This window comes from Pseudomonas sp. G3-19, from assembly GCF_054855875.1.
The window spans coordinates 2052318-2072856 of the sequence record NZ_JBMPIQ010000003.1 but is presented as its reverse complement, the minus strand read 5'-3'; the positions used below and the strand labels follow the sequence as shown (position 1 = coordinate 2072856).

Here is a 20539-nt window from a genome sequence, read left to right as displayed (position 1 = left end):
GATCAAGCCTCCAGAAAATATGCGCGACGTTCGCTCGGTGTGGCGACACGTGCAGAAATGATTCGTACGACGTTGGCCTCGCGATAACTGTACGCAACCACCAGCAAGCGCCCTTTGCCGTCGAGGCCGAGGGTGATCCAGCGCTGTTCGTCATGGTCGTTGTCCTCGATCGTCAGCGCGCGTTCGTCATGAAAGACCGGCTCGGTCTCGGCAAGGCTGACGCCCCTGTGCTTGAGTTTGTTGGCTGCGTTCTTGCTTTTGTCGTACTGAATTTCGAATGACTTCATTATGCATACTTTATATGTATAAAAAAGAGCGCCAGTGCACCGCTGGTCGCCATGAACAATTCAGCCTAGTGCGATAAAAACCGGGGGCAGGAGGGGATGTGTTGCCGGATTTGTGGGAGATGGAGGTGGCGAGATAGAAGCTTGGGTGGCTACCTATCCATTATGTGACTGACAAGTTGTATACAACTCTATGGACATTTGTCCCGAGTATTGAATACAGTGTGCGCATAACAAAAACCAGGGAACCCCCCACATGAAAACGCCCCATGTTTCACACCAACGGCCCGAGGACGAAAATCTCGGGGTCGGCGCGAATATGGCTTACGGCCTGCAACATGTTCTGACCATGTACGGCGGTATCGTTGCGGTGCCGCTGATCATCGGCCAGGCGGCCGGGCTGTCGCCGGCGGACATTGGTTTGTTGATTGCTGCTTCATTGTTTGCGGGGGGGCTGGCGACACTGCTGCAAACCCTGGGTCTACCGTTTTTTGGCTGTCAGTTGCCGCTGGTGCAGGGCGTGTCGTTCTCCGGTGTGGCGACCATGGTCGCGATCGTCAGCAGTGGCGGGGAGGGCGGCTTCCAGTCTGTGCTGGGCGCGGTGATTGCCGCGTCGTTGATCGGCTTGCTGATCACCCCGGTGTTCTCGCGAATCACCAAGTTTTTCCCACCGCTGGTAACCGGCATCGTGATCACCACCATCGGCCTGACGCTGATGCCGGTGGCTGCGCGCTGGGCCATGGGGGGCAACAGCCACGCGCCGGACTTCGGCAGCATGCAGAACATCGGTCTGGCGGCGGTGACGCTGGTGCTGGTGTTGCTGCTGAGCAAAGTCGGCAGCTCGACCATCTCGCGTCTGTCGATCCTGTTGGCCATGGTGATCGGCACGGTGCTGGCGGTATTTCTCGGCATGGCGGATTTCTCCGGTGTCACCCAAGGGCCGATGTTCGGCTTCCCGACGCCGTTCCACTTCGGCATGCCGACCTTCCACTTCGCCGCGATCCTGTCGATGTGCATCGTGGTCATGGTGACGCTGGTGGAAACCTCGGCGGACATTCTGGCGGTCGGTGAGATCATCGGCACCAAGGTCGACTCCAAGCGCCTGGGCAACGGTTTGCGTGCGGACATGCTGTCGAGCATGTTTGCGCCGATCTTCGGTTCGTTCACCCAGAGCGCCTTCGCGCAGAACGTCGGGCTGGTGGCGGTGACCGGGATCAAGAGCCGTTATGTGGTGGCTACCGGGGGCATCTTCCTGGTGATTCTCGGGCTGCTACCGTTCATGGGCCGGGTGATCGCGGCGGTGCCGACTTCGGTGCTGGGCGGCGCCGGTATCGTGCTGTTCGGGACGGTGGCGGCGAGCGGGATTCGCACGTTGTCGAAGGTCGATTACCGCAACAACGTCAACCTGATCATCGTCGCAACCTCGATCGGCTTCGGCATGATCCCGATTGCCGCGCCGAACTTCTACGATCATTTCCCGAGCTGGTTCGCGACTATTTTCCATTCGGGCATCAGCTCCTCGGCGATCATGGCGATCGTGCTCAACCTGACCTTCAACCACTTCACCGCCGGCAACTCTGACCAACAGTCGGTTTTCGCCGCAGCGGAAGAGCGCACCCTGCGTTATCGCGACCTGGCGGCGCTGCGTGAAGGCGATTACTTCAGCGACGGCAAGCTGCACGATTGCGATGGCAAGGAAGTGCCGGTGATCGAGCCTGATGAACACGATCATGGGCATGGCGCGCCGAAGGTGCAGGCGAAGAGTGGCGAGCATGTCTGAGCGCTGACGGCATGAAAAAGGCCGATCTGTTGTGAGACAGATCGGCCTTTCGCTTAGGTAACCGATAATGAGCACAACGTTATCTAGCTTTCCATTCTGGTGGCCAAGGGCAGTCGAATTGGCAGATGAGGCTCGATAACAGATGGGTGTCGAGGCGGTTGCGACCTGCGCGACCGTTCATCGGAAACCCACTCCGACCTGATAGTTCTGACAGTAGCCAAAGTCTTCTATTACTCCCTTAATAACTTCGTCGTCCAACCAATCGATGGAGTTCTACCATGTCATCTACATCGCTAAAACCCCGCGTCGAAGACTTCAAGTCTTATCCAGTGGGTGGAAAAATCTCAGAGTCTGTTGAATTGCTCGAGGGGAAACACACTGAAGCGAGGGTTTTTATCACCATGGGATTGTCTGACAATAATTGTACAGTGACCCCTGAGCCGAGTTTGAAGGCCGAACTGTATGGCCAAGGGAGAGAGGACTACTTTGGGTACGGCTTGACACTGAAAGAGGGGAGTGCCACGAGTGCAAAACTCATCGGCCACGTGTCTTTCCCATCCAGAATGATTATCTATAGGGATTTACTATTGGAAGGGAAGCAATTGGAAGGAGAATCTCTAAAACTATTCGAAGGCGAAGGTGATTTCAAATTTAATGAAAGTATCACCCCAAAAAACGGCAAAGACTTTGATGAAGTAAGATTGCAGATGACGACTACGATTGAAGGTGTGAAGACCTACAGTTTCACGTTGCGTACAATCTCCTTCACACTCAAAGACAATCACCCTTCATAAAGCATCACCGACGTGAAAACCGGTAATCCACGCTCTAGTGCCTCCTCTTGACGGGGAGGCGCTGCTCAAGCTGGCGCCTTATTTCTACGCATGGCGCTATCACTGACGCATTTCTCCCGCCGCCAGCAACTGCTCATGCATTCTCCACGGGTTCGAAAAGACAAGTAGCTGGCCTGTCGAGTGATTCGCTGCTTTCAATGGTGGCGACGCAGCATTGAGGCTATGGGATCGTGCGACCGTTCATCGCAAATACGTCCCTACCTGTAATTTCTGACAGTAGCCAGAGCCGTCATCTTCAGCGCTGAATAACTCCACGCCCTTTGTCTCCCGACAGTTCGCTTGGAGTTCCGACCATGCTCGTTCAGCCCAAGAAGAAAATCTCTGCCCCCCATTCATTGCTGGACCCGATAGTGCTCGGGCGCCTCCTGCCTTCCGGTCAGTGGGGGATCAACCGGGCGGCGGTGTTCACTTTTCCCGACCTCGGCCTGCTGGTCGTCATCCCCGTCTGGGCCACCAAGGCTGTCGGCGATACCGTCAAGCTGCTGCTCAATGACCGTGAGGTCGACGGGCGTCCCATCATTGACCAGACCGAGCTCAAACAACCGACCCTCTTGTGGGTGGCTCCTCGTCATCTGCAGACAGGTCCTTACGAACTCACCTACGAAATCAAACAGCCCAATCAAAAAGAAGAGCGTCCGGACAAGCCCTTCAACCTCTTCGTCAAACTGGAACTCCCCGCTGGCCAGGACATCGACCCGGGCCCTGGTCACTCCAACCTGTACATGTACATTCCCCCGGCAATCGTCAACGGCGGCGTGGACAAAGACGTTGCCGAAGCGGGGGTGCCGATTGTCATCAGGTCCGAGTCCGGCAGCGGCTTGCCTTACCCCGACATCGCCGAGGGCGACGTCATTCATCTCAGTTGGGGTGGCTTTTTTGAGTATTCCACACCGGTGACCCTGGAGCAGATCAACGATCCAGCGGCAAACCCGATATTAATCACGGTCTCCAAAGCCACTATTGAACGGGCTGGTGACACCGACCTCTTCGGTCTGGCGGTCACCTTCAAAGTGCGCGACATCGTCGGCAATGAATCGGAAGACTGGTGCAAGGCAACCCGCATCGTCGTCACCACCGGCATCGACCTGCTGGCCGCACCGATTGTTCAGGAGGCTGTCAATAATGAACTCGACGCCGATAAACAGGGCGATAACGACATCACAGTGCATGTCACGGCCGACCGACCAGACTTCGAGATGAATGACATCATTCACTTGACCATGCTCGGCACCACCCTGGAGGGCGAAAAAGTCGAAGTCACCGCCCTGCCCCAGACTGTCGACAATATCCCGCATAACTACGAGTTCAAGCTGTCCATTGCGGCCGTGCGTAAACTGGTCAATACCCAGGTCAGTTTCTTCTATCGGCTGGAACGCAGCGGCAGCAGTGACCCGTTAGGCTCAAAAAGGCAGTTTGTACAAGTCACCGGCGCAGCCCACCGCCTGGCCGCACCGATCATCGAAGAAGCCGAGGGAGAATTCATCGATCCCACGAAGACACCCATCAACGTCCGCATTCCGTTCGATCCGGCCATCGAGTACGGCATGGGCATCGAGCTGTTCCTGTTGGGTAAAAGTCCGGACGGCAGCACCTTCCTGCCTGAGTTGGAGTGGCACATTCCGGAGGAGGATGAAGTCGAGAATCCCGAAGGTTTTGTCATCACCGTCAATGACTACAACCTCAAGCTCCTTGACGGCGGAACCCTGAAGGGGTGGTACGACCTGCTGACAGCCGAAGGCGACGAGATCCTCAGACGCGAGTCGCTGCACACGAAATTGCTCAATGTGGGTGAACCGAAATTCGAGCTGGACGCCCCCATTGTCCTCGGGGTGGCGAACGGCTTCCTCGACCCGGCCACACTGCCCGGCGGTACCAGTAGACTGACCATCCCCAGGCCTGTGGTGAAGCCATGGGTAGCCAACGATGAGGCTACCTGGAAGTGGGTGGGCGACATCTCCGGCGAGGAACCCGGGTCCCGCACATTCAATGCCGTAACCGCCCAACAAGACTGGGTCATCAACCTGGACGCCGCCTTCGTCGCCCAACACATCGAACCGAACCGCGACAATAAAATCACCATCCGCTACCAGCTCTGGCGCCATGCCACAAATGAGACCAGCCTCTCGAATCCATTGGTGTTCACCGTGGGCGTCGCGCTGGACCTGCTCGCCCCCTCGATCAAGGAGAACAACGGCGACAGCGCACTCAACCCGCTGCTGGTCAGGGACACCTTGACCATCGTGGTGCCGGACAACAGCGCGTTGCTGCCAACTGATGAAATCATCGCCACTTGGACTGGTGCACAGGGTACGCCCGCAGGCGGTTCGCACACCTCTGTTCCTCGGCCGCTGGGCAGCAACCGGGAGTTTGCGATTCCGAATAGTGTGGTCGCGTTCAACCTGAACAAAGATGTGAAGGTGTCCTACGTCGTCATCCGCGACAGCAAGCCGCTGCCGTCCCTCGTCTTTGATTTGACTGTGTTGAGCATGCCGCAGAATGAACTGCTCAAACCGATCATCAAGGACGCGGACAACGACGGCGAAGGCCCGGAGTTCAACGTAGGGAATCTGACCAGCAATGCCACCTATCGCATGGGCGTCTGGCCGTTGATTGCCACAGGCCAATATGTCTGGCTGCGCCTGAAAGGGACGAACGCTGATGGCAGCAACTACAACCTGCAGATCCATACGGCACCGGGTTCATACGTCACTGATCAATGGATCGCGCAAGGTTACTACGAGCGAAGCATCGCCCTTGAAGGCTTGAAAAACCTCAAGGATGGCAGCCCGTTGACCATGGAGTTCAAAGCCGCGTTCGGCAAGAGCACGGATGAGAGCGAGGCGGTGGACTTCCCTGTGCGTACTTACATGATCAAAGCGCTTGAGGATGTGCGGCCAGAAATTACCGGTGCGAAAGACTCCAAAGGGAATGAGATTCTCCCGGGCGGCACGACCTTTGACACCTCGATCAAGCTTGAAGGGAAAGGGGCTAAAGGTCAGAAAGTCCTGATCAAGGATGGCAATATCGAGATAGGAATTGCCGACATCGATCCACAGAGTGGTGACTGGGAGTTCCCGGTGACGGGGCTGAGCGCCGACACCCATAGTTTCACCGCTACTGCGCGGTATGGTAATGAGGAGGTATCGCTTCCGCGGATCGTAGTCGTGGTGGCTGCCGACACACCGGCCATCACATCAGTAAAAGACGAGAGCAACTGGAACATCCGCGAAAACGGTTACACCGTGCACACCAGCATCACGCTCACTGGCTCCGCACCGACCGGCCAGGAGGTGGAAGTTTTCCTCGGTGCAGTCTCCAAAGGCAAGGCCAAGGCAGGCAGCAACTCTATTTGGACCCGTACCGTGAGCGGGTTGTCGTTGGACGTGTTGCATACCTTCAAGGCCATTGGTCAATACGCAAATAACCCGCCGTCGAATACCTGGCGCCTGACCGTGTTGAATAGGGTCGTGCCGGCCATCACCGCCGCGCAGGATTCCAAAGGGCAGCCAATCCACGATGAAGGCGCCACTGTTGACCGCACTGTTCGGCTGATGGGGATGGCGACTAAGTATCTTGAGGTGGAGATTTTCGACGGCGCCACCTCCACTGGTAAAAAGGCCAGGGCCGATGACAAAGGTTCATGGAAGGTTGAGCTGACTGGGCTGTCGATCATGCGCCATGATTACAAGGCCGAAGCGTTGTATGGCAACGGGGCGGAGTCGAGGGTGTGGACAGTGTTCGTGATACCGTCTTCCTTTTTCCTTGTCGAAGATTTTCAGTCATATTTAAAAGGGGTTGAAATCAAAGACCCAAAGGACTTTCTAGAGGGGGCGCACACCAAAGTAACGGTTATTACAAACACCACCACTCGCTCGAAAATAGCAGTCTATAACCTTGGCGGCCTGGAATGCATGTTATGGAGCGCTAGTCTCGAGGATAAAATCGAGTACTCCGTCGCACTGAAGCAGGGCAGTGCCAAGAGTGCGACAGTCTACGGTGACTTTGACTTCCGACCATCAGTCCACATCGAACTTCAGTTCCTGCGAAACAGTGAAGTGGTGTCCTCGATGCTATTCCTGCAAGGTGACGGCCAAGATAAATATGCGAGAGAAGTTGTCCCAGCCAGCGGTCAAGCGTTCGATGCATTAAGATTCGTGATGACGCAGAAGAAAACAATAAACGGAATATCGCTTCTCAGAATAAGGATGATCGGTTTCAACGCATAAAAACTCTGTTGCCTTAAACGCACAGAAAAGAGAGTGGCAGGGGAGGGATTCATTAATCCACTCCCCTGACAGTTATTCCTTTGATACAGATTATCCAGCGCCTGATTCACCGCAAATCCCCTAGGGAGTGAGGGACGGATATATATGCTCTCGCCAGAGACGGACCCAAGATACCGTTCGAATTAACTATATAAGTGAGTGTGGAGGGCTGGAGCACGATCTACATCACGGGCAAAAAGCCTAATGAGCTCACGACTCGAGTCCCTCCCTCGAAAGTCGAGATACAAAGAGCTGCAGCAGGTTGCGATCTTTTGACTTTTCGAGCGTCCACAAAAAAGCCCCTGAATCTTGCGATTCAGGGGCTTTGCTATTTGGCTCCACAACCTGGACTCGAACCAGGGACCCAATGATTAACAGTCATTTGCTCTACCAACTGAGCTATTGCGGAATTGGTGCGTATGTTACTGATTCAAAAAGAGAAGTCAAGCCTCGGGTGTAAATTTTCTGCGTTCGGCAGGACGGACGGTGTTTTGTCAGCGATTGGCGGTTACCAGAACCGCCTCACAGGTCTACCATGGTTGCCCGGAAGTGGTGACACGCGCTGCCGGCCATTCGCCGAAAAGGTACGCGCCATGACTCGAACCGTTGTTGTTTCCCTTTCACGCGAGGTGCTCGTATGAGCGTCACGCAAATCAGTCTGCCCAAGGGCGTTGGCCCTCACGCCGAGAAACTCTTCGACGCGATTACCCAGGCCAGCACCGCTGAGGAGTTGAACCGCGCCGGCGGCAAGGCCGAAGGTTTCGTGCTCGGTCTGGAAAGCACCAAGGCGATCAAAAGCCAGATCGCCGAATCGCTCTACGTCGCGTATGACGATGCGGCCAGTCAGCGTGCGACGGAACTGGCTTAACCGCCGAAAGTGATCGTGCCGAGCATCAGTTTGGCGTAAGCGGCGGTGGCGGCCAGTTGCACCAGCCACAGGGCCAGGCCGCCGAGGAAGACGCCCGCTGCGACTTGCAGCACCAGGCTTTTGTCGCGTTTGGCCGTGGTGCGGGGGATGAAGTCATCCAGGTCGTCTCGGTCGGCGCGCAGGTTGTCGTTTTTCATGTTGTCTCTCTTCAGAAATCTCGGGTGTACACAAAACCTGTAGGAGTGAGCCTGCTCGCGATAGCGGTGCGTCAGGCAGTGCAGCCTCAACTGATCAGACGCTATCGCGAGCAGGCTCACTCCTACAGTTTCGATTTGTGTGCAGTTTAGAGGGAATGTTGCATTCCTTCGGACAAATAAAAAACGGGAAGCCCCAAGGCTTCCCGTTTTTCATTGCCAGGCGAAATCAGATGACCTGAACGATCGCATCCGTGACCGCTTTGATGTTGCTCTGGTTCAGTGCCGCGACGCAGATGCGGCCGGTGTCCAGGGCGTAGATGCCGAACTCGTTGCGCAGGCGGTGCACCTGTTCGGTGGTCAGGCCGGAGTAGGAGAACATGCCGCGCTGACGGCCGACGAAGCTGAAGTCACGCTGCGGGGCTTTCTCGGCCAGCAGGGCAACCATCTGCTCGCGCATGCCGCGAATGCGCAGGCGCATTTCTGCCAGTTCCGCTTCCCACTGGGCGCGCAGTTCCGGGCTGTTCAACACTGCGGCGACGATGCTGGCACCGTGAGTTGGCGGGTTGGAGTAGTTGGTGCGGATCACACGCTTGACCTGCGACAGCACGCGCGCGCTTTCTTCTTTCGATTCGCTGACGATCGACAGGGCACCAACGCGCTCGCCGTACAGCGAGAACGACTTGGAGAACGAGCTCGAAACGAAGAAAGTCAGGCCCGATTCAGCGAACAGACGCACAGCCGCGGCGTCTTCGTCGATGCCGTCGCCGAAACCCTGGTAAGCCATGTCGAGGAACGGTACGTGACCTTTGGCCTTGACCACGTCCAGCACGTTTTTCCAGTCGGCCGGGGTCAGATCGACGCCGGTCGGGTTGTGGCAGCAGGCGTGCAACACAACGATCGAGCCGTTCGGCAGGGCGTTGAGGTCGTCGAGCATGCCGGCACGGTTCACGTCGTGGGTGGCGGCGTCGTAGTAACGGTAGTTCTGCACCGGGAAGCCAGCGGTTTCGAACAGCGCGCGGTGGTTTTCCCAGCTCGGGTCGCTGATCGCCACGACGGCGTTCGGCAGCAGTTGCTTGAGGAAGTCGGCACCGATTTTCAGCGCGCCGGTACCGCCGACCGCCTGAGTGGTGACGATGCGACCGGCAGCGATCAGCGGCGAGTCGTTACCGAACAGCAGCTTTTGCACGGCCTGGTCATAGGCGGCGATGCCGTCGATCGGCAGGTAGCCACGGGAGGCGTGCTGGGCAGCGCGAATGGTTTCGGCTTCGATCACCGCGCGCAGCAGGGGAATTCGCCCCTCTTCGTTGCAGTAAACACCTACACCCAGGTTGACCTTGGTGGTCCGGGTATCGGCGTTGAATGCTTCGTTGAGGCCCAGGATTGGATCGCGGGGTGCCATTTCGACAGCGGAGAACAGGCTCATTATTACGGCGGCTCTGAATGGAGAGTGGAGGGACGTGTCGCGCTCCAGCCGAATGCACTAGAGCGGTGCACAAACGGGGAGCTAGTATAGAGGCCATCACTGAGCAATGGCGACAGGCGATTCAGCTTTTCCGGCAAGTTTTTCCGATTATTTCTTGACCGTTAGTCGATTGACTCTGTCAGAGACTTTACCGGATGTAGGACGTTTGCCTTGAAAGGCGAGGCAATCGGCTCCACATTGAGCACAATCTTCGTTTTTCCTTGGGCGACAACGGTCGTTTGCGGTCATCCCCGCGGCTCGGCTGTTTTCTGCGCGAGCCGCGATCCCAGAGGTGTGTATGTCCGAATTCCAGCTAGTCACCCGCTTCGAGCCCGCCGGCGATCAGCCTGAAGCGATCCGCCAATTGGTCGAGGGCATCGAAGCCGGGCTGGCGCACCAGACGCTGCTCGGTGTGACCGGCTCGGGCAAGACCTTCAGCATCGCCAATGTCATCTCGCAGGTACAGCGCCCGACGCTGGTGCTGGCGCCGAACAAGACCCTCGCCGCGCAACTGTATGGCGAGTTCAAGGCGTTCTTCCCGAACAACGCGGTCGAGTATTTCGTTTCCTACTACGACTACTACCAGCCCGAAGCCTATGTGCCGTCGTCCGACACCTTCATCGAGAAGGACGCGTCGATCAACGACCACATCGAGCAGATGCGTTTGTCCGCAACCAAGGCGTTGCTCGAACGCAAGGACGCGATCATCGTTACCACGGTGTCGTGCATCTACGGTCTCGGTAGCCCGGAAACCTATCTGAAGATGGTGCTGCACGTCGATCGCGGCGACAAACTCGATCAGCGTGCCTTGCTGCGGCGTCTGGCTGACCTGCAATACACCCGCAACGACATGGATTTTGCCCGGGCGACTTTCCGCGTGCGCGGCGACGTGATCGACATCTATCCGGCGGAGTCCGATCTGGAAGCGATCCGCATCGAACTGTTCGATGACGAGGTCGAGAGCATTTCCGCGTTCGACCCGCTGACCGGCGAAGTCATCCGCAAGATGCCGCGCTTCACCTTCTACCCGAAGAGTCACTACGTGACGCCGCGCGAGACCCTGCTCGACGCCATCGAACACATCAAAGTCGAGTTGCAGGAACGCCTCGAATACCTGCGCAGCAACAACAAACTAGTGGAAGCCCAACGTCTGGAGCAGCGCACTCGTTTCGACCTGGAAATGATCCTCGAACTGGGTTACTGCAACGGCATCGAAAACTACTCGCGCTACCTGTCCGGACGTCCGGCCGGTGCCGCGCCGCCGACGCTGTATGACTATCTGCCGGCCGACGCCTTGCTGGTGATCGACGAGTCTCACGTCAGCGTGCCGCAAGTCGGCGCGATGTATAAGGGCGACCGTTCGCGTAAAGAAACCCTGGTGGAATACGGCTTCCGCTTGCCGTCGGCGCTGGACAACCGGCCGATGCGTTTTGACGAGTGGGAAGGGGTGAGCCCGCAGACCATTTTCGTCTCGGCGACGCCGGGCAACTACGAGGCCGAGCATGCCGGGCGCGTGGTCGAGCAAGTGGTGCGTCCGACCGGTCTGGTCGACCCGCAGGTTGAAGTGCGTCCGGCGCTGACTCAGGTTGATGACTTGCTCTCGGAAATCACCAAACGCGTGGCGGTCGAGGAGCGGGTGCTGGTCACCACGCTGACCAAACGCATGGCCGAAGACCTCACCGATTACCTCGCCGACCACGGCGTGCGCGTGCGTTATCTGCACTCGGACATCGACACCGTCGAGCGGGTCGAGATTATCCGCGACCTGCGTCTGGGCACCTTCGACGTACTGGTGGGGATCAACCTGCTGCGCGAGGGTCTGGACATGCCGGAGGTGTCGCTGGTGGCGATTCTCGACGCGGACAAGGAAGGCTTCCTGCGTTCCGAGCGCTCGCTGATCCAGACCATCGGCCGGGCCGCGCGTAACCTCAATGGCCGGGCGATTCTCTACGCTGATCGCATCACTGGCTCGATGGAGCGGGCGATTGGCGAGACCGAGCGTCGTCGCGACAAGCAGATCGCCTTCAACCTGGAAAACGGCATCACGCCGAAGGGTGTGTTCAAGGACGTCGCCGACATCATGGAAGGCGCCACCGTGCCCGGTTCGCGCAGCAAGAAGCGCAAGGGCATGGCCAAGGCTGCCGAAGAAAACGCCAAGTACGAAGCCGAACTGCGCTCACCGAGCGAAATCACCAAACGTATTCGCGCATTGGAAGAGAAGATGTACCAGTTGGCGCGGGATCTGGAGTTCGAAGCGGCGGCGCAGATGCGCGATGAGATTGCCAAACTGCGCGAGCGGCTTTTGGCTGTCTGAAGATTTGCAGTGTTTGGTCGGGCCTCTTCGCGAGCAAGCTCGCTCCCACAGGGATTGATGGTGTACACAAAATGTGTGATCACCAAAGAAGCCTGTGATAGCTGACTTGGCCCCATCGCTGGCAAGCCCGCTCCCACAAGGATTGATGGTGTACACAAAATGTGTGATCACCAAAGAAACTTGTGGGAGCGGGCTTGCTCGCGAAGAGGCCAGTGCAGACACCACAAAAATCAGTGAGCTTCCCCAGCCTTCAACCCCGCCGGCAATTTCCTGGTCAGCAAAATCGCCAGCATGCTGATCCCCAGCGCAATCCCGACAAAGTGAAACGCGTCGTTGTAGGCCATGATCAGCGCCTGCTGATGCACGATCTCACTCAACTTGCCGAGCGCCGCAGTGTCGCTGCCAAACCGGTCGGTCATCGACGCCAACCGCTCGGCCACTTGCGGATTGGTCGGCACCACCGCTTCACGCAAATAATCGAAGTAGGTCTTGGTGCGTGCATCCAATAGCGTGGCGAGCAGGGCGATGCCGATCGCGCCGCCGAGGTTGCGCAGGATGTTGAACAGGCTCGATGCCGATCCCGCGTCCTGCGGCAGGATGTACGCGGTGGCGATCAGCGAAATGGTCACCATGATCAGCGGCTGACCCAGCGCGCGGATGATCTGGATCTGATTGAACTGCGGCCCGGCGAAGTCCGGGTTGAGCACCCCCGACGAAAAACTCGCCAGCCCGAACAACCCGAAGCCCAGGGTGCACAGCCATTTCGGCGAAACGAACTTCATCAGCTTCGGCACCAGCGGAATCAGGAACAGCTGCGGCACGCCCATCCACATGATCACTTCGCCGATCTGCAGGGCGTCGTAGTTCTGGATCTGCGCCAGGTACAGCGGCAGCAGATAGATCGAGCCGTATAAACCGACGCCCATGCCCAGGCTGGAAATGCTCGACAGGCCGAAGTTGCGATTGCGCAGGATGCCGAGGTTGATCAGCGGGTTGGGTTTGGAAATCTGCACGATGACGAAGGTGATCAGGCTCAGCAGGGCAATGCTGCCCAAGGTCACGATCAGGTTCGATTCGAGCCAGTCCTTGCGATGGCCCTCTTCAAGAAAAACCTGCAAACAACCGAGGCCGACACCCAGCGTGAGAATCCCGGTGTAGTCAGTGCTTTTCAGCAGTTCCCAGTGCGCTTCCTTCTTTTCCAGCCCGTACATCAGCCCGGCGATCATGATCAGCCCCGGCGGGATGTTGATGTAGAAAATGTATTCCCAGCCCCAGTTTTCCGTGAGCCAGCCGCCCAGTGTCGGGCCGATGGACGGGGCGAAGGTCGCGGTCATGGCGAACATCGCCATGCCTTTGGCGCGGTGGTGTTCGGGGAGTTTGATCAGGGTCAGGGTGAACGCCAGCGGGATCAGCGCGCCGCCGGTGAAGCCCTGCATGGCGCGAAAGACAATCATGCTCTCCAGGCTCCAGGCCATCGAGCACAGCAACGAGGACACCAGAAACCCCAGCGACACCCACACCGCCAGGCGCCGCGCCGAGAGCAACTGCACCAGCCACGCGGTCAGCGGAATCATGATGATTTCCGCGACCAGATAGGAGGTGGAAATCCACGAGCCTTCTTCCAACGTCGCCGACAGCGCGCCCTGAATGTCCTTGAGCGAAGAGTTGGTGATCTGAATATCGAGCACCGCCATGAACGCGCCAAGCATCACGCTCATCACCGCAATCCAGTCCCGCCGGGTCGGTTCGCCAACGGGGCGGATCAGCGAATCACCGGCCATTGTCTGGAGCGTCTTTGATATTCACGGTGGCGGTGACCGACATGCCCGGGCGGATCTTGCCGTGCAGCGGGTTGTCGGCCTTGAACGTCAGTTTCACCGGAATCCGCTGCACGACTTTGGTGAAGTTGCCGGTGGCGTTGTCCGGCGGCAGCAGGCTGAACTGCGCACCGGAGGCGGCGAACAGGCTGTCGACTCGCGCTTCGATCGGCGTGTCGCTGTAGGCATCGAAGGTCAGCTCGGCTTTCTGTCCGGGCTGCATGTGGCCGATCTGGGTTTCCTTGAAGTTGGCCTGCACCCAGATGTCTTCGTCCGGGACGATCGACAGCAGATAGGCGCCGGCCTGCACCACCTGGCCATTGCGTGCGGCGCGCTGGCCGACCATGCCGCTGATCGGCGCGTGGATTTCGCTGCGGGTCAGGTTGAGCTCGGCTTGCGCCAGATCGGCGCGGGCGTTGGCAATCTGTGCGTCGAGGCGTTTGATCTCGGCCGTCAGTGCATTGACTTGCTGGCGCTGGCTCTGCGCATCGGCCTGGGCCTTGGCCACTTGCGAGCGGGCAATGTGCGCGTCAGCAGAGAGGGTGGTCACCCGTTCTTCGGAAACGTAACCGGGTTTGCGCAAGGTTTCGGCTCGCGACAAATCCATCTGCGAACGGCCAAGGGTGGCCTGGGTGGTCGCCACTTGCGCGTCGCTGGCGGCGATCAGGCTCGATTGCTGCGTCAATTTGCTTTGTGCCTGCAAACGCTCGGCTTCGCGGGTGGCGAGGGAGGCATTGGCGCGGTCGACCGCGAGGCGGAAATCATTGGGTTCAAGGCGCACCAGCAACTGGCCTTTTTCCACGTGCTGGTTGTCCTGCACCAACACTTCGTCGATGCGTGCGCTCAACTGGCTGGAGACGCGGGTGATCTCGCCCTGGACATAGGCGTTATCGGTGCTTTCATAAAACCGGCCCTTGAAAAACCAATGGGCGAAGAAGCCCCCGGCAATCAACAGCACCAGGAGCAGGAAAATAAACAGACGACGCTTGAGTTGGGCAGGCATGAGGCAAACTGTAGTCGAGGAATTGTAAGGAAAGTTATCTGCGGCTGAATCTGGCATACCGCCGATAAACGGTAAATGCCAATGGCTGATATTCGGGCCGTCACCACGGTCTATGGGCGTTACAGACGCAAACTTGGCTTAAATGCCCTGCCCGCTGGAGCGGGGCGGGTGTCGCCTGTTACCATTCGCCGCTTGATTGTTTTGCTTTTCATTCTTTTCGAGACATGCCATGACCACCGTCCGCACTCGCATCGCGCCATCGCCTACCGGGGACCCCCACGTAGGTACCGCTTACATCGCATTGTTCAACTACTGCTTTGCCAAGCAGCATGGCGGTGAGTTCATCCTGCGCATCGAAGACACCGACCAGTTGCGCTCGACCCGCGAGTCCGAACAGCAGATCTTCGACGCCCTGCGCTGGCTGGGGATCGACTGGAGCGAAGGCCCGGACGTTGGCGGCCCGCACGGCCCGTACCGGCAGAGCGAGCGTGGCGATATCTATCAGAAGTATTGCCAGCAACTGGTCGACATGGGCCACGCGTTCCCGTGCTTCTGCACCGCTGAAGAGCTGGACCAGATGCGCGCCGAACAAATGGCGCGCGGCGAGACCCCGCGCTACGACGGCCGCGCGCTGCTGCTGTCGAAGGAAGAAGTCGCCGCCCGTCTGGCCGCCGGCGAACCGCACGTGATCCGCATGAAAGTGCCGACCGAAGGCGTCTGCGTGGTGCCGGACATGCTGCGTGGCGATGTCGAGATCCCGTGGGATCGCATGGACATGCAAGTGCTGATGAAGACCGACGGCTTGCCGACGTACTTCCTCGCCAACGTGGTCGACGACCACCTGATGGGCATCACCCACGTGCTGCGCGGCGAAGAATGGCTGCCATCGGCGCCGAAACTGATTCTGCTGTACGAATACTTCGGCTGGGAGCAGCCGGAGCTGTGCTACATGCCGCTGCTGCGTAACCCGGACAAGAGCAAGCTGTCCAAGCGCAAGAACCCGACCTCGGTGACGTTCTACGAGCGCATGGGCTTCATGCCGGAGGCGATGCTCAACTACCTCGGTCGCATGGGCTGGTCGATGCCCGACGAGCGCGAGAAGTTCTCGCTGCAGGAAATGGTCGACAACTTCGACCTCAAGCGTGTGTCCCTCGGCGGGCCGATCTTCGACATCGAGAAACTGTCGTGGCTCAACGGCCAGTGGCTGCGTGACCTGCCGGTGGAAGAGTTCGCCGCACGCGTGCAGAAGTGGGCGTTCAATTCCGAGTACATGATGAAGATCGCACCGCTGGTGCAGGGGCGCGTGGAAACCTTCAGCCAGGTTGCACCGCTGGGCGGCTTCTTCTTTGCCGGTGGCGTGAACCCGGATGCCAAGCTGTTCGAATCGAAAAAGCTTTCCGGTGATCAGGTGCGTCAGCTGATACAGTTGATCCTGTGGAAGCTGGAAAGCCTGCGTCAGTGGGAGAAGGACAGCATCACCGCGACGATTCAGGCGGTGGTCGAATCCCTCGAGCTGAAGCTGCGCGATGCGATGCCGCTGATGTTTGCCGCGATTACCGGGCAGGCGAGTTCGGTATCGGTGCTCGATGCGATGGAAATCCTCGGCCCGGATCTGACCCGTTTCCGTCTGCGCCAGGCGATTGACTTGCTGGGTGGCGTGTCGAAGAAAGAAAACAAAGAGTGGGAAAAGCTGCTGGGCGCGATTGCTTAAGCACGTCTGACTCTGCGGTTACCGCCGAAGGCCGGGATCGTTTGATTCCGGCCTTCGGCGTTTTTCCCCCGGATTTTCGGGGGGAGGGCGGTAAGTGATTGTTATGCCGACAAAAAACTTTTAAATTTTTCAAAAATAAGTTTGACAGGCTTTCGATACGCCCTTAAGATTCGCCCCGTCCTCAGCGATGACATCAACGATGAGGGGCTATAGCTCAGCTGGGAGAGCGCTTGCATGGCATGCAAGAGGTCGACGGTTCGATCCCGTCTAGCTCCACCAATTTACACTTCGAAGCCTGGCCACACCGGCTCCGAAGCGATCAACACTCAGCGTTGATCAGTTGTATAGAAGGGTTTGCGTCCCCTTCGTCTAGTGGCCTAGGACACCGCCCTTTCACGGCGGTAACAGGGGTTCGAGTCCCCTAGGGGACGCCAGTTTTACAGAAGCGATGTTGCAAGATGTCGCTCCGCCGCGAGGCGAAAAATCCGGGGCTATAGCTCAGCTGGGAGAGCGCCTGCATGGCATGCAGGAGGTCAGCGGTTCGATCCCGCTTAGCTCCACCAATTTTACAGTTCAAGGTCTGGCCACACCGGCCTTGAATCAGATCAGATCTCAGCACTGATCAGCTGTATAGAAGGGTTTGTGTCCCCTTCGTCTAGTGGCCTAGGACACCGCCCTTTCACGGCGGTAACAGGGGTTCGAGTCCCCTAGGGGACGCCACGATTACCCGCTCTGCGGGATTTATAAGGGTCATTCAATTATTGAATGGCCCTTTTGTTTGTCTGGCGTTTGGCCAACTCTCCTTTTTCCTTACACTGTGCTTCAGACCAGCGGTCATATCCTCGACTTGCGGAATATTATTATGCGAATAATATTCTAGTCGTAATATTCGGAGGCAACGATGAACGATAAAAAAGCTCAAACCCGCGAACGCATCCTCAAGGCGGCCAGCGCCGCACTGATGCAGCGTGGCCCGGCGGATCCCAGCGTGGGCGAAGTGATGGGCGCCGCCGGCCTGACCGTCGGTGGTTTCTACGCGCACTTCGAAAGCAAGGACGCGATGATGCTCGAGGCGTTCAAGCAACTGCTCAGCCGTCGACGCGACCTGATTGCCGACATGGATTCCGAGCTGACCGGCGAAGAGCGTCGCGCCTTGGTCGCTGCGTTCTACCTGTCGCGCAAGCATCGCGATTCCAGCGATGCCGCGTGCCCGATTCCGGCTTCCATCGGCGAACTGGGGCGTCTGCCGGAATCCTTCCGCATCGCACTGAACGAGCACCTGGAACTGATGATTGCGCAGTTGGCGTCCAGCCCCGAGGACACCGACAAGGCGTTGGCTGATGTGGCGTTGATGGTGGGTGGTCTGGCGCTGGCACGTGCGCTGGGCCCGGGCGATTTATCCGATCGATTGCTGCGCGCTGCCAAGTCGGCGGTGCGTTGACCTGAAGGCAACACGCCTGAGGAGAAAGCGATGAACACGTTGAAGTGGGTTCGTGGCGTTAATGGCACCTTGGGCTGGATTGCACCGCAACGAGTAGCAAGCAAAATGCGTCAGGCGTTCATGACGCCGCGCACGTTGCCACTGCGCGATTGGGAGCTGCCGCTGCTGGCGAGTGCCGAACGCATCACGCTGCGCTTCGGCCTGTCGGCGCTGCGTTGGGGGCAGGGGCCGGCGGTGCTGTTGATGCACGGTTGGGAAGGGCGGCCCACCCAGTTTGCGGCATTGATCACGGCGCTGGTTGAGGCCGGTTACACCGTCGTTGCCCTCGATGGCCCGGCCCATGGTCGCTCACCGGGGCGTGAAGCCAACGTCGTACTGTTCGCCCGCGCCATGCTCGAAGCGGCCGCCGAACTGCCACCGTTGCAAGCCGTCATCGGCCACTCCATGGGCGGCGCCAGTGCCATGCTCGCGGTGCAACTGGGCCTGCGCACCGAAACCCTGGTCAGCATCGCAGCCCCCGCACGGATCCTCGGCGTGCTGCGCGGTTTTGCCCGCTATGTCGGCATGCCACCGCGGGCCCGATCGGCGTTCATCCGCCAGGTCGAGCAGGACGTTGGCATGCGCGCCGCGACCCTTGATGTCGCGCACTATCAACTGGATATGCCGGGCCTGATCGTGCATGCCGAGGACGACACCTTTGTCTCGGTCAAGGAATCGCAATTGATCCACGAATCCTGGTTCGACAGTCGCCTGCTGCGCCTGGAAAGCGGCGGCCACCAGCGGGTGCTGGCCGACCCTCGGGTGGTTGATGGTGTGTTATCACTGTTGGCGGGGCGCAGCCTTCAAGCGCGGCAATCGGCCTGACATCCGTTACACTGCCCCGGTTGAATCATCTGACCGGGAGTGGGGCATGGGCTGGGATCGGGCAACGCCGTTCACCATTGATCTGCAAGTAGGCGCCGAGGACATCGACGGGCTGGGCCACGCGAACAACGCGGTGTACGTGACCTGGCTCGAACGCTGCGCCTGGCGCCACTCGCAGCGTCTGGGGCTGGACCTGGTCGAGTACCGGCGCCTGGATCGGGCGATGGCCGTGGTGCGTCACGAAATCGATTACCTGGCGGCTGCCTACGAAGGCGACGAGCTGCAACTGGCGACCTGGATCGTCGATTGGGATCAGCGCCTGAAAATGACCCGGCACTTCCAGCTGATCCGCCCCAGCGACAACGCCACCCTGCTGCGTGCCCAGACCACATTCGTCTGCATCGAACTGTCCAGCGGCAAGCCCAAGCGCATGCCGGCGGAGTTCATCGAGGGTTATGGCCCGGCGATCCAAAATCCAGAAACAGCCCAAATCTAAACTGTAGGAGTGAGCCTGCTCGCGATAGCGGAGTGTCAGTCGGCATTCCTCTATCTGACCCACCGCTATCGCGAGCAGGCTCACTCCTACAAGGGATCTGCGGTTTCTTGCGATATCCAGTAAACTGCCGCACGTTTTTTCTTCCTGAGTAGTGTTTTCCCCATGCAAATTGCCTTGGCGCCCATGGAGGGGTTGGTCGACGACATCCTGCGCGACGTGCTGACCCGCGTTGGCGGCATCGACTGGTGCGTGACCGAGTTCATTCGGATCAACGATCAGTTGCTCACCCCGGCCTACTTCCACAAGTTCGGCCCGGAGCTGCTCAACGGCGCCCGCACCCGTTCCGGTGTGCCGTTGCGCGTGCAATTGTTGGGCTCCGATCCGGTGTGCCTGGCGGAAAACGCAGCGCTGGCCTGCGAGCTCGGCTCGGAAGTGATCGACCTGAACTTCGGCTGCCCGGCCAAGACCGTCAACAAATCCCGGGGCGGGGCAGTGCTGCTCAAGGAGCCAGAACTGCTCAACAGCATCGTCGAACACGTGCGTCGCGCCGTGCCGGCGCACATCCCGGTCACCGCGAAAATGCGCCTCGGTTTCGACAGCCCTGACGGCTCGCTGGTCTGCGCCACCGCGCTGGCCGAGGGCGGCGCCGAACACATTGTGGTTCACGCCCGAACCAAGGTTGATGGCTACAAGCCGCCGGCGCATTGGGAGTGGATTCCGCGGGTGCAGGACGTGGTCAAGGTGCCGGTGTTCGCCAACGGTGATATCTGGAGCGTCGAGGACTGGCGTCGTTGCCGCGAGATCAGCGGCGTCGAAGACATCATGCTCGGACGCGGTCTGGTATCGCGCCCGGATCTGGCCCGGCAGATCGCTGCCGCGCGCGCCGGTGAAGAAGTGGTCGAGATGACCTGGGCCGAGCTGCTGCCGCTGATTCAGGACTTCTGGCTGCAAGCCAAGGCGCAGATGACTGCACGCCAATCGCCGGGTCGCTTGAAGCAATGGCTGGCGATGCTGACGCGCAATTATCCCGAGGCGACGGAGCTGTTTACCGTGCTGCGCCGCGAGACAGAGCCGGACCAGGTCTCGCGCTTGCTCGGTTTGCCGGTCGCCGCCGCAGCCTGAAAAAATCTGCAAATACTCTCTTGAAAACATTTTGGCGGTCCCTATCTAAGGGGTACGCGAT

Annotated in this window: 15 protein-coding genes and 5 tRNA genes; 14 read left to right on the top strand and 6 right to left on the bottom strand. The window is 58.8% G+C overall.

Going from position 1 to position 20539, the window contains the following annotated elements; genetic code table 11:
- Positions 1-2: 2 nt before the first annotated feature.
- A complete protein-coding gene (locus tag ACOYXI_RS09480) occupies positions 3-287 on the bottom strand; it encodes a BrnT family toxin (RefSeq protein WP_027611518.1) in 285 nt (94 codons plus the stop codon).
- Positions 288-540: 253 nt separating this feature from the next.
- On the opposite strand from ACOYXI_RS09480, the gene ACOYXI_RS09475 reads away from it, so the two are divergent.
- The 3 genes from ACOYXI_RS09475 (at position 541) to ACOYXI_RS09465 (ending at position 7144) form a co-directional block, all read left to right on the top strand.
- On the top strand, positions 541-2064 hold the full coding sequence (locus ACOYXI_RS09475) for a nucleobase:cation symporter-2 family protein (protein WP_134786880.1): 1524 nt from the start codon (positions 541-543) through the stop codon (positions 2062-2064).
- Between the two features lie 278 nt (positions 2065-2342).
- Positions 2343-2858 carry a hypothetical protein gene (locus ACOYXI_RS09470; RefSeq protein WP_098964661.1) on the top strand — a complete coding sequence of 172 codons (516 nt, stop codon included), beginning with the start codon at positions 2343-2345 and terminating at the stop codon, positions 2856-2858.
- Positions 2859-3211: 353 nt separating this feature from the next.
- Positions 3212-7144, top strand: coding sequence for a hypothetical protein (locus ACOYXI_RS09465; protein WP_461674773.1), 3933 nt, complete (start codon positions 3212-3214; stop codon positions 7142-7144).
- A gap of 372 nt (positions 7145-7516) precedes the next feature.
- Here the strand turns inward: ACOYXI_RS09465 and ACOYXI_RS09460 are convergent.
- Positions 7517-7592 (bottom strand) — tRNA-Asn (locus ACOYXI_RS09460).
- A 228-nt stretch (positions 7593-7820) separates the two neighbouring features.
- Here ACOYXI_RS09460 and ACOYXI_RS09455 point away from each other — a divergent pair.
- Positions 7821-8051, top strand: coding sequence for a hypothetical protein (locus tag ACOYXI_RS09455; protein ID WP_003226459.1), 231 nt, complete (start codon positions 7821-7823; stop codon positions 8049-8051).
- Here the strand turns inward: ACOYXI_RS09455 and ACOYXI_RS09450 are convergent.
- Together ACOYXI_RS09450 and ACOYXI_RS09445 are read right to left on the bottom strand one after the other, a co-directional pair.
- Positions 8048-8248 (bottom strand): hypothetical protein, encoded by a 201-nt coding sequence (locus ACOYXI_RS09450; protein ID WP_003226457.1) that lies wholly within the window; start codon positions 8246-8248, stop codon positions 8048-8050. The genes ACOYXI_RS09455 and ACOYXI_RS09450 overlap by 4 nt on opposite strands.
- A gap of 226 nt (positions 8249-8474) precedes the next feature.
- On the bottom strand, positions 8475-9671 hold the full coding sequence (locus ACOYXI_RS09445; protein WP_027611521.1) for an amino acid aminotransferase: 1197 nt from the start codon (positions 9669-9671) through the stop codon (positions 8475-8477).
- A gap of 337 nt (positions 9672-10008) precedes the next feature.
- On the opposite strand from ACOYXI_RS09445, the gene uvrB reads away from it, so the two are divergent.
- Positions 10009-12024 carry an excinuclease ABC subunit UvrB gene (gene uvrB, locus ACOYXI_RS09440; protein WP_007969222.1) on the top strand — a complete coding sequence of 672 codons (2016 nt, stop codon included), beginning with the start codon at positions 10009-10011 and terminating at the stop codon, positions 12022-12024.
- Between the two features lie 230 nt (positions 12025-12254).
- On the opposite strand, the gene ACOYXI_RS09435 is transcribed toward uvrB, so the two are convergent.
- Both ACOYXI_RS09435 and ACOYXI_RS09430 read right to left on the bottom strand, forming a co-directional pair.
- Complete coding sequence (locus ACOYXI_RS09435) at positions 12255-13805, bottom strand: MDR family MFS transporter (protein WP_461674772.1); 1551 nt, start codon at positions 13803-13805, stop codon at positions 12255-12257.
- Positions 13795-14844 (bottom strand): HlyD family secretion protein, encoded by a 1050-nt coding sequence (locus ACOYXI_RS09430; protein WP_139055558.1) that lies wholly within the window; start codon positions 14842-14844, stop codon positions 13795-13797. Before ACOYXI_RS09430 ends, ACOYXI_RS09435 begins: the two co-directional genes overlap by 11 nt.
- A 229-nt stretch (positions 14845-15073) precedes the next feature.
- On the opposite strand from ACOYXI_RS09430, the gene gltX reads away from it, so the two are divergent.
- The 9 genes from gltX to ACOYXI_RS09385 all read left to right on the top strand — a co-directional run bounded on the left by gltX (position 15074) and on the right by ACOYXI_RS09385 (position 20478).
- Positions 15074-16555: a glutamate--tRNA ligase gene (gltX, locus tag ACOYXI_RS09425; protein ID WP_461674771.1), complete on the top strand. Its 1482-nt coding sequence runs from the start codon at positions 15074-15076 to the stop codon at positions 16553-16555.
- 203 nt (positions 16556-16758) lie between these two features.
- Positions 16759-16834: transfer RNA gene (locus tag ACOYXI_RS09420), tRNA-Ala, on the top strand.
- Positions 16835-16913: 79 nt separating this feature from the next.
- Positions 16914-16989 (top strand) — tRNA-Glu (locus ACOYXI_RS09415).
- A gap of 53 nt (positions 16990-17042) precedes the next feature.
- Positions 17043-17118: transfer RNA gene (locus ACOYXI_RS09410), tRNA-Ala, on the top strand.
- 81 nt (positions 17119-17199) lie between these two features.
- A tRNA-Glu gene (locus ACOYXI_RS09405) sits at positions 17200-17275 on the top strand.
- A gap of 181 nt (positions 17276-17456) precedes the next feature.
- Positions 17457-17996, top strand: a complete 540-nt coding sequence (locus ACOYXI_RS09400) for a TetR/AcrR family transcriptional regulator (protein WP_007969225.1) — start codon at positions 17457-17459, stop codon at positions 17994-17996.
- Positions 17997-18026: 30 nt separating this feature from the next.
- On the top strand, positions 18027-18860 hold the full coding sequence (locus ACOYXI_RS09395) for an alpha/beta fold hydrolase (RefSeq protein WP_096796149.1): 834 nt from the start codon (positions 18027-18029) through the stop codon (positions 18858-18860).
- A gap of 46 nt (positions 18861-18906) precedes the next feature.
- The gene (locus ACOYXI_RS09390) at positions 18907-19356 is read left to right on the top strand and encodes an acyl-CoA thioesterase (protein WP_098964657.1); all 450 of its coding nucleotides are present in this window, start codon (positions 18907-18909) and stop codon (positions 19354-19356) included.
- A 162-nt stretch (positions 19357-19518) separates the two neighbouring features.
- A complete protein-coding gene (locus ACOYXI_RS09385; RefSeq protein WP_096796151.1) occupies positions 19519-20478 on the top strand; it encodes a tRNA dihydrouridine synthase in 960 nt (319 codons plus the stop codon).
- The last annotated feature ends 61 nt before the right edge of the window (positions 20479-20539 follow it).

Coding starts and splice junctions, on each gene's coding strand:
- ACOYXI_RS09480 (WP_027611518.1), bottom strand. CDS start 287: ATGAAGTCATTCGAAATTCAGTACGACAAAAGCAAGAACGCAGCCAAC.
- ACOYXI_RS09475 (WP_134786880.1), top strand. CDS start 541: ATGAAAACGCCCCATGTTTCACACCAACGGCCCGAGGACGAAAATCTC.
- ACOYXI_RS09470 (WP_098964661.1), top strand. CDS start 2,343: ATGTCATCTACATCGCTAAAACCCCGCGTCGAAGACTTCAAGTCTTAT.
- ACOYXI_RS09465 (WP_461674773.1), top strand. CDS start 3,212: ATGCTCGTTCAGCCCAAGAAGAAAATCTCTGCCCCCCATTCATTGCTG.
- ACOYXI_RS09455 (WP_003226459.1), top strand. CDS start 7,821: ATGAGCGTCACGCAAATCAGTCTGCCCAAGGGCGTTGGCCCTCACGCC.
- ACOYXI_RS09450 (WP_003226457.1), bottom strand. CDS start 8,248: ATGAAAAACGACAACCTGCGCGCCGACCGAGACGACCTGGATGACTTC.
- ACOYXI_RS09445 (WP_027611521.1), bottom strand. CDS start 9,671: ATGAGCCTGTTCTCCGCTGTCGAAATGGCACCCCGCGATCCAATCCTG.
- uvrB (WP_007969222.1), top strand. CDS start 10,009: ATGTCCGAATTCCAGCTAGTCACCCGCTTCGAGCCCGCCGGCGATCAG.
- ACOYXI_RS09435 (WP_461674772.1), bottom strand. CDS start 13,805: ATGGCCGGTGATTCGCTGATCCGCCCCGTTGGCGAACCGACCCGGCGG.
- ACOYXI_RS09430 (WP_139055558.1), bottom strand. CDS start 14,844: ATGCCTGCCCAACTCAAGCGTCGTCTGTTTATTTTCCTGCTCCTGGTG.
- gltX (WP_461674771.1), top strand. CDS start 15,074: ATGACCACCGTCCGCACTCGCATCGCGCCATCGCCTACCGGGGACCCC.
- ACOYXI_RS09400 (WP_007969225.1), top strand. CDS start 17,457: ATGAACGATAAAAAAGCTCAAACCCGCGAACGCATCCTCAAGGCGGCC.
- ACOYXI_RS09395 (WP_096796149.1), top strand. CDS start 18,027: ATGAACACGTTGAAGTGGGTTCGTGGCGTTAATGGCACCTTGGGCTGG.
- ACOYXI_RS09390 (WP_098964657.1), top strand. CDS start 18,907: ATGGGCTGGGATCGGGCAACGCCGTTCACCATTGATCTGCAAGTAGGC.
- ACOYXI_RS09385 (WP_096796151.1), top strand. CDS start 19,519: ATGCAAATTGCCTTGGCGCCCATGGAGGGGTTGGTCGACGACATCCTG.